Source organism: Longimicrobium sp., from assembly GCF_036554565.1.
Lineage (GTDB): Bacteria > Gemmatimonadota > Gemmatimonadetes > Longimicrobiales > Longimicrobiaceae > Longimicrobium.
Map to the genome: position 1 here is coordinate 1 of NZ_DATBNB010000521.1, position 8,130 is coordinate 8,130.

Consider the following 8,130-nt stretch of genomic DNA (forward strand, 5'->3'; position numbering starts at 1 on the left):
CGCTTGTCGTCCAGCCGATCCGCTTCCGCCGCCACCCTGACCGACATCTGGCGAATCGCTTTGGCGTGGTCCTCCATGAACCCCGCCAGTGTGCGGAGCACGTCAGGCGTAGCCTCACGATCCCCCGCCCGGTAGGCGGCAACTGTCGGGTAGCTGCGGCCTATCGCCTGTGCAATGGCTTTCAGGTCCAGGCTGAGCAGGTCCGTCGCCTCTTTGATAATCATGTCGTAAAAACCTCTTGGCCATACGGGTGACGAGAGCTATTTTATACAGACTAAAGCGACGGCGGCATTCTGGCAAGGAGCACACGACGATGGCTGAAATCAGCAAGACGAAGGCGGGCACGTGGCAGGTTCGGGTCTTCCTGGGGCGGGACGCCACCGGCCGGAAGATCAGGCACACAGAGACGTGCGACCCGCACGAAGCCGCCAAGGCCTACGCCGCCGCCAAGGAGACGGAGCGCAACCGCCACGCCTTCGTGGAGCCCTCCAAGGAGTCGCTTGGGGCGTACGTGGACCGCTACTTGGACGGCCTGTCGGCCGATGGCACCCGCAAGCGCACGGTGCACGGATACCGCGCCCTGGTGCGCCGCTGGATTCACCTTGACCAGCGCAAGAAGGGCAGCCGCACCGGAGCCAAGGGGCGGGCCGCGCAGGGGTGCCCGAACCTGGGCTGCCTCGCGATTCAGCAAAGTAACCGCTGACGACGTGCGGAAGCTCTACACCTACATGCGGCAGGTTCGCCAGCTCTCTGCCCGGCAGGTTCGCCAGCTCCACGCGGCCCTGAACCCGGCCATGCGCCGCGCCGAGCAAGAGGGGCTGATTGGCCGCAACCCGTGCGCGTCTGTTCGGAACCTGAGTCGCACGTCGGCAGCGCAGAGGGCCGGAACCGCTCCACGGGTTCCGGCCCTCTCTGTTGGCCCCCAGCGCGGGACTGTCCCGTGCCTCTGTCCCGTGTTTGTCCCGTGCGGGGGGTGCGGAACGGCGCGGGACAGCGAGGTGAAACGCGCGGAATTGCAGGGTCGAAAAGCGAGGGGCCACCGGCGGATGCGTTCCGCTGGCGGCCCCTTAAACGTAGGTAGTATATGGGCCGGGTGGGGATCGAACCCACGACCGATGGATTATGAGTCCACTGCTCTAACCACTGAGCTACCGGCCCGACTTCCGAATTTCTCTGCGGCCCGGGGACGACCGGACTAAAGCATTATGAGTCCTCTGCTCTAGCCGCTGAGCTATGGGCCCGAACGCCGACGAATATAGTCCGAACCGGCCCCACGCTCAACTGCATGCACTTACTTCGTCCCGAACAGCCGGTCGCCCGCGTCGCCCAGGCCGGGGAGGATGTAGCCCACGTCGTTCAGCTGGCGGTCCAACGCGGCGGTCCACACGCGCACGTCCGGGTGGTCGTCCAGCATGCGCTGCACCCCTTCCGGCGCCGCCACCAGGCACACGAAGTTCACCCGCGCGGCGCCGCTGCGCTTGAGCGAAGACACGGCGGCCGAGGCCGAGCCGCCCGTGGCCAGCATGGGGTCCAGGACGATGAAGTCGCGGGCCCCGGGGTCCGACGGGATCTTGAAGTAGTAGTCCACGGGCTTCAGCGTCTCGTGGTCGCGGAACAGGCCGATGTGGCCCACGCGCGCCGCCGGAATCAGGCGCGCGACGCCGTCCACCATCCCCAGGCCGGCGCGCAGGATGGGCACCAACGTGAGCTTCTTCCCCGCCAGCATCATCTCGGTGGTGCGCTCCAGGGGAGTGTCGATCTCCACCGGCTCCAGCGGAAGGTCGCGCGTGACTTCGTAGGTGATGAGCATGGCGATCTCGTCCACCAGCTCCTTGAACTGCTTGGTCGGCGTCGCTTCGTCGCGCAGCACCGCCAGCTTGTGGCGGATCAGCAGGTGCTGAACGACGGTCAGGTTGGGAAACGTGGTCACGGGTCGTGCCTCCGAGGGGTGGGCCAGGTGCGCGCCAAGCTACGCGCACCCTCGCCCGGCCCGCAACCTGCCGCCAATAGGCGCCGCTTTCGGTTTGAGGCGGGAGCGCGCCGCATCTGCACATACCCTAATTCCCGCCGGGCCGAGGGCCAAGCGCACCGTACCCGAACACCCACAAAACCATGTCATCCAGAGGCCCAGGCGCACCGCACCTGCCCGAATACCAGACTCGGACGGGCCGAAGGATCTAGCCTGAACCACGAACCAGCCTGGGCGCGGCAGCGGCACGGAAGCCCGGGCTTCGGCCAGCCCAGTCGGGGAGTGAGGGGAGAACCGGGGGCGCGTGGCCCGGCCTGGACGGGCGAATGAATTCGCTGCAACGACCACACGATGTCCGCCTTCGCGGACTGCCCGCCTCGGTGCACTCGGCGTCCAGGTGGCGCGCCCGTGGTGTGTGGCGGATCCTTCAGTCGCTGCCGGGTTTGGAGTGGAGGCCGGTTGGGCTTGGCCGCTCCATCAGGATGACATCGGGTGTGCCTCGGTGCCTCCGTGCGTGGGCATGAAAACGGCCCCGGAGCGAGATCGCTCCGGGGCCGTGTTCATCGTGCAGATCCGCCGATCAGACGCCGCGGTCCTCGTCGCCGGGCTGGCGCTGGTGCGGCTTCAGGGGCACGTCGGACTGCTCCAGGCGAAGCTCGGTGCCGGGCTTCATCCCCTCGCCCACGCGCGCCTGGCTGTTCATCGCCTGCGGCTGCTCCACCACCGGCACCGCGTGCTGGCCGAACGGGCTCTGGTTGTCGAGCTCGTCTTCGGAGAAGTTGGTGCGGTTGGCTTCCTGCACCTCGGGACGCTCACTCACGCGCGGCCACCCGCCGTACCCCTCGTCGTCCATCTGGTCGCGGTCGGCCTTTTCGATCGCGAACTCGCGGTGCGAGTGCGAATCGTCGCTGCGGGCGGGGTCCGTTTCGCGCCCCTGGCGGCGGCTGCCCATCCCCGAGCGGTTCCCGGTCCACTCTGTGCTCATCTCGTCATCCTCGTCGAAGTCATCCCCGTAGTCCGCCCGCGGATGCAGGCGCTCGCGCTCGTCCTCGATCTCCATCCGGTTGATCACCGTGCCCACCCCGGGCACGGCCTGGGCCACGGCCACCGCGTGGCGCGCCTCGTCGCGCGTCCACACCGAGCCCGAAAGCTCCACGATGCCATGGCTCACCGCGCCCACGTCGATCCCCCGCGCCGACAGCACGTCGTCGTCCAGGAAGGCATCCAGCACCGTGTCTTCCAGCACGGCCAGCGAGTCCTGGTCGGCCTGGTCGCGGCGCAGCCGGGCCGGGTACGACGTCGTTCCCTCCACGCCTTCCTCACTCCCCGTGCGGCGCGGCGCCGGCCGTCCGGCCGTGCGCCCGGTGAGGAATGCCGCCAGGGCGAGCCCGCCCAGTGCGCCCAGCGCATAGAGCAGGTTGCGCCCGGCGTTGCTGGGCTCTTCCAGGTCGACCACGTACTGGCGGTTCTGGGGCTTTCTGGCGCGCGGGGCCGCTTCCGTCTCGACCTCGTACTTGCGGTCCTGACGCTTTTTGTCGTTCGGGGCCGCTTCCAGTTCGACCTCGTACTGGCGGTCCTGGCGCTTCTTGTCGTTCTGGGCCATGGGCTCTCAACGCGTTGTCGGGACGAACGATTGAAGCCGCAGGGGAAAGCAATTCGCGTTCCCATGCGGCTTCGTGCGTGTGGCGTGGCGCCGGCCCAGTCAGGGCGTGGTCTGCCCCTCGCGCTGCTGGCGGCGTCGCTCGTTCTCGCGTTCGCGGATGGCGCGTCCGCGCTCGCGCAGGTGGCGTTCGCGCGACACGTCCTCCTCCTGGCGGTCCATCTCGCGGCGCTGGTCGCGCTCCGTGCGCTGCTCCTCTTCGCGGTCGCGCGGCGGCGGGGGTCCCCGGGGAAGCGGCACGCTCCGCCCGCCGATCACCGCGCGGCCGTTGTCCAATCCCCAGCGGCGGCCCTTGGCATCGCGGAACGTCCAGTCCAGCAGGCTCCGCTGGTACGCCGCCTCGTCCGCGATGCTGTCGTTCAGCCCGTTGATGCGGCTCTCGAGATGACGCCGGTAGCGCTCTTCTTCGTTCAGCTTGCGTTCGGGGATGGCCTGCGGCGTCACGGCCAGGCGCGGATCGCCGTACTCGGGCGAAAGCCCGCGACGTCCCGCTCCCGTGCCTTGCCCCGCGCCGCCCGCCTGTCCCGCCGCCGCGCCGGGCGCGGACCCGCCAACCGTCCCGCCGCCCGCCCCGGGCGCACCAGGGAGTGCCCGCGGAATGCCGGACGGCACGCCGTTCGGGAACGCCACCGGGTTCGGCAGGCGTGCCAGTGCCGAGTCCGCCGCGCCGGCCCCGATCACCGCGTCCGCGCTGACCGCGGCGCCGGCCGAGGCGGGGGGCAGCTCGCCGGGCGTCGCCATGGAACCCCACTCGCCCACGTCCAGGTACTCCACCAGTTCCAGCGTGCGCTCCTCTTCGCCGGTGGTGAACGCGGGCGTCCGGTCCTCGCGCTCGGGGAGCAGCAGAACAGCGACCGCGAGCAGCGCGTGAAGGACGACGGAGATGCCGAGGGTGCGCCCGGTGAACAGCGGCGAACGTTCCGGGCGCCGCCGGGTGAACGGGGCACGCACGCGAACCGCCGGCCCCGGCGCGGGAGCACCGGCCGGGTGTGCCGCGGGACGCGGCGGGGCGGAAACGGCGGGAGGAGTCATTACCGTGATTCTACTCCCCCGGTCTACACCTGTTCCGAGCCACCGCCACGTGAAGCCGGTGAACCCGCGGCCAGTCCCTCGACCCGCCGAAGCGCGATCTGTCATCCCGACGGAGCGGCCACGGAAAACCTGCACGCACACCCTCGCTTGCAGCGACCGAGGGATCCGCCACGCCGCCGTCGAAGCGAGCCAGAGTTTCGGATGCGCCGGCGCCTGCCTGAGCGGGTGAACGCGCCGCTACGAAAGCGGAAAGCCCCGGCGAGGGCCGCCATCGCGTCCCGTCCGGGGCTTCACCTGCACGCGCGCCGAACCTGCCGAAGCGCAATCTAAATCTCCCCTCTCCGCATGCGCAGCATGCGGGGAGGGGCCGGGGGAGGGGCCCACCCGAGGCATGCGCCGCGGCCATCGAAACGCGCCACCGATCCGCCAGCCGCGAAAAGACCGAGGCCCGGAGATCCGTGCCGCTGCCGCGCCCAACCTGAGAAGTGGCGCAGGCAAGATCCTTCGGCCCGCAACCCCTCTGCTGCGGGTCAGTTTGGTGCGCCTGGGCCTCAGGATGACAGGCCGTCGTCGCGCCGCCCCGACGGAAGCGCACCGGGTTGGCTCCCTTCCCCCGCGCAGTTTGCGGGGGAAGGGCTGGGGATGGGGGGCGCCCGGGGCATGCGCCGAACCCCGCCAACCGCGCCCTTTCCGAGTCCTAAGGCTCAGTGACCGCTGCCGCGCTCTACCGAGTACGCGTCCGCGGCAAGATCCTTCGGCCCGCGTAGGACGGCGTACGTGAAGGTTCAGTGCGCCTGGGCCTCAGGATGACAGGGTACCGTGGACGATCCTACACCCCTGCCGTGGCCACCAGCCCCGCCATTCGCGCGGCCCCCTGCCGCAGCCGGTCTTCCGTGCAGGTGAGCGCGATGCGGACGAACCCCTCGCCGCCTTCCCCCAGCGACTTGCCCGGCAGCAGCGCCACGCCCTGCTCCAGCAGCAGGCGGCGCGACCACGCCTCGCTGCTGACGCCTTCCGGCAGCGGCACCCACACGTACATGGTGGCCTGCGGAAGCGGCACGTCGAACCCGGCGTCGCGCAGCGCCTCCACCGCGGCGTCGCGGCGCCGCTGGAAGGTTTCCACGTTCCCGGGCACCCAGTCGGCGTGCGAGCGCAGCGCGGCGACGCCCGCGTGCTGGATGGTGAACGGCACGCCCGTGTCGGCAAAGGTCTTCACCCGCGTCAGCGCCGCCACCAGGTCCGGGTTGCCCACCGCCCAGCCGGCGCGCCACCCCGTCATGTTGTACGTCTTGGACAGGGAGTGGAACTCGATGGCCACGTCCATCGCCCCCGGGATCTCGAAGATGCTCGGGGGGCGATACCCGTCGAAAGCGATCTCGGAATACGCGTTGTCGTACGCCAGGATGGCGTCGTGGCGGCGGCACCATTCCACCGCGTCCGCCAGGTACTCGCGTGAGGCCGACGCCGCCGTGGGGTTGTTGGGATAGTTCAGGTACAGGATCTTCGTCCGCCGCGCGACGTCCTGGGGAATTTCGTCGAGCGGAATCAGGAAGTCGTTCTCCGGCCGCAGCGGCACGATGTGCGGCGTGCCGCCCGCCAGCACGGTGCCGCCCAGGTACGCCTGGTACCCCGGGTCGGGGATCACCGTCATGTCGCCCGGCTCCAGGAAGGCGAACGGCAGGTGGAAGATCCCCTCCTTGGAGCCGATCAGCGGCAGCACCTGCTTCATGGGATCGACCTCCACCCCGAAGCGCGAACCCATCCACCGCGCGATCTCTTCCCGGAACTCCACCAGCCCCAGCTGAAACGGGTAGCGCGAGTTGGACGGGTCCTGCGCGGCGCCGCGCAGCGCCTCGACGGCGGCGGGGGGCGGCGGCAGGTCGGCGTCGCCGGTGCCCAGGTCGATCACGTCCACGCCGCGGGACTTGAGGTCGCGCTTGATGGCGGGAACGTCGGAGAGCGGGTACGGCGGAAGGCTCCTGAAGCGAGCCGCGAGTTCGGGCATTCGGGTTTCCGGTGCGGTCAGGCGTGAGTGGGTGTCGATGCGTCGGCGGCCGGGCGGTCCAGCAGCATCCGGGCGGCCAGGATCACCCCGCCGATGGTGATGGAGATGTCGGCGAAATTGAAGATGTACGGAAAGAAGTGGACGTAGATGAAGTCCGTCACTCCCCCGTTCACCAGCCGGTCGCCCAGGTTGCCCAGCGCGCCGGCGATCTGCTGCCAGCGGTCGCGCGTGTCCCACATCATCCACACGGCCACGCCGATGCCCACCAGCGTCAGCAGCGCGATCAGGGGAAGGCGGACGGCCTCGGGCAGGTTCTTGAAAAATCCCCAGGAGATGCCGGGGTTCATCGTGTGCATGAAGCTCAGCAGGCCCTCGATCAGGGGCCGCCGGTCGTACAACGGAAGCCGCTGCTGCACGATGGCCTTGGTGATCCAGTCGATGGCGATGATGGCGGCGATGACGAGGGCCAGCCAGCGGCTGCGGGAAAGCTTGATCATGGGGCCTGCACGGGGTTGCGGAGAATGCCGACGCCGGGGATTTCCACCTCGACCACGTCGCCCGGGTTCAGGGGCGACACGCCGGCCGGGGTGCCGGTGGCGATCAGGTCGCCGGGCTCCAGTGTCATGACCCCGGAAACGTACTCGATGAGGGTGGGGATGCTGAAGGCCATGTCCCCCACGCGGCCGTGCTGGCGCACCTCGCCGTTCACGCGGCAGATCACCTCCAGCCCGTCGCGGTCCACGCGGTCCAGGGGCACCATCGTCCCCGTGGGGCAGAAGGTGTCGAACCCCTTGGCCCGCGCCCACTGGCCGTCCGGCTTCTGCAGGTCGCGCGCGGTCACGTCGTTCAGCGGCACGATGCCCTCCACGTAGCTCCACGCGTCCGCCGCGGCCACGTCCTTCGCCCGCCGCCCGATCACGACGCCGATCTCGCCCTCGTGCTCCACCTGCTTCGACGCGGCGGGGAGCACGATGGCCTCGCCGTCGGCGATGATGGCCGAGGGCGGCTTGAAGAACAGCAGCGGCCGCTCGGGCACGTCGTTGCCCAGCTCGCGCGCATGTTCCATGTAGTTGCGGCCGACGCAGACGATCTTGGACGGACGGGTCACGGCAACACTTGGGAACGAGGATGGATCCAGCCGAGGCGACTACACGGAAACCCGAAGCCTCGGCTTGCACGGGCGAATGAATTCTCTGCAACAAACACACGAAGTCCGCCTGCGCGGACTGGCTTGCGCTGGGTGCATCCACGGCTGTCGTGCGCGCCCCGGCGCTCGGAACTACGTGGGCTGTGCCGCCGGCGTTTTCCGTGGGCCTATCCCGCCGGATCGGGATGGACTCGCACCAAAGACCTGGACGCCCACCACACTCGCTCCCATCCCCCGCGCAGTTTGCGGGGGAAGGGCTGGGGATGGGGGGCGGCCGAGGCATGCACCGGCCCTGATCGAAACGCCACAAAGCCCTG

The 8,130-nt window shown here is 69.5% G+C and carries 8 protein-coding genes and 1 tRNA gene; 1 reads left to right on the forward strand and 8 read right to left on the reverse strand.

What is annotated here, in order from left to right:
- Positions 1-224: hypothetical protein (locus VIB55_RS14295; protein ID WP_331877329.1), on the reverse strand; the 224-nt coding region annotated here is incomplete at its 3' end.
- 89 nt (positions 225-313) lie between these two features.
- Between VIB55_RS14295 and VIB55_RS14300 the strand changes: the two genes are divergently transcribed.
- The gene (locus VIB55_RS14300) at positions 314-703 is read left to right on the forward strand and encodes a hypothetical protein (protein WP_331877330.1); all 390 of its coding nucleotides are present in this window, start codon (positions 314-316) and stop codon (positions 701-703) included.
- Between the two features lie 382 nt (positions 704-1,085).
- On the opposite strand, the gene VIB55_RS14305 is transcribed toward VIB55_RS14300, so the two are convergent.
- The 7 genes from VIB55_RS14305 to VIB55_RS14335 all read right to left on the reverse strand — a co-directional run bounded on the left by VIB55_RS14305 (position 1,086) and on the right by VIB55_RS14335 (position 7,774).
- A tRNA-Ile gene (locus tag VIB55_RS14305) sits at positions 1,086-1,158 on the reverse strand.
- Between the two features lie 133 nt (positions 1,159-1,291).
- The gene (upp, locus tag VIB55_RS14310; RefSeq protein WP_349263030.1) at positions 1,292-1,912 is read right to left on the reverse strand and encodes a uracil phosphoribosyltransferase; all 621 of its coding nucleotides are present in this window, start codon (positions 1,910-1,912) and stop codon (positions 1,292-1,294) included.
- Positions 1,913-2,549: 637 nt separating this feature from the next.
- Entirely contained in the window at positions 2,550-3,572 is a 1,023-nt protein-coding gene (locus tag VIB55_RS14315; RefSeq protein ID WP_331877332.1) for a BON domain-containing protein, read from the reverse strand.
- A gap of 99 nt (positions 3,573-3,671) precedes the next feature.
- Positions 3,672-4,661 carry a hypothetical protein gene (locus VIB55_RS14320; RefSeq protein WP_331877333.1) on the reverse strand — a complete coding sequence of 330 codons (990 nt, stop codon included), beginning with the start codon at positions 4,659-4,661 and terminating at the stop codon, positions 3,672-3,674.
- 829 nt (positions 4,662-5,490) lie between these two features.
- Entirely contained in the window at positions 5,491-6,666 is a 1,176-nt protein-coding gene (locus VIB55_RS14325; RefSeq protein WP_331877334.1) for an aminotransferase class I/II-fold pyridoxal phosphate-dependent enzyme, read from the reverse strand.
- A 17-nt stretch (positions 6,667-6,683) separates the two neighbouring features.
- Complete coding sequence (gene lspA, locus VIB55_RS14330; RefSeq protein ID WP_331877335.1) at positions 6,684-7,163, reverse strand: signal peptidase II; 480 nt, start codon at positions 7,161-7,163, stop codon at positions 6,684-6,686.
- The gene (locus VIB55_RS14335) at positions 7,160-7,774 is read right to left on the reverse strand and encodes a fumarylacetoacetate hydrolase family protein (protein ID WP_331877336.1); all 615 of its coding nucleotides are present in this window, start codon (positions 7,772-7,774) and stop codon (positions 7,160-7,162) included. The genes lspA and VIB55_RS14335 overlap by 4 nt, the downstream gene beginning before the upstream one ends.
- Positions 7,775-8,130: the final 356 nt, after the last annotated feature.

What these genes read in the sequence shown, in the direction of transcription:
- VIB55_RS14300 (WP_331877330.1), top strand. Translation starts at nt 314, where the DNA reads ATGGCTGAAATCAGCAAGACGAAGGCGGGCACGTGGCAGGTTCGGGTC.
- VIB55_RS14315 (WP_331877332.1), bottom strand. Translation starts at nt 3,572, where the DNA reads ATGGCCCAGAACGACAAGAAGCGCCAGGACCGCCAGTACGAGGTCGAA.
- VIB55_RS14320 (WP_331877333.1), bottom strand. Translation starts at nt 4,661, where the DNA reads ATGACTCCTCCCGCCGTTTCCGCCCCGCCGCGTCCCGCGGCACACCCG.
- VIB55_RS14325 (WP_331877334.1), bottom strand. Translation starts at nt 6,666, where the DNA reads ATGCCCGAACTCGCGGCTCGCTTCAGGAGCCTTCCGCCGTACCCGCTC.
- lspA (WP_331877335.1), bottom strand. Translation starts at nt 7,163, where the DNA reads ATGATCAAGCTTTCCCGCAGCCGCTGGCTGGCCCTCGTCATCGCCGCC.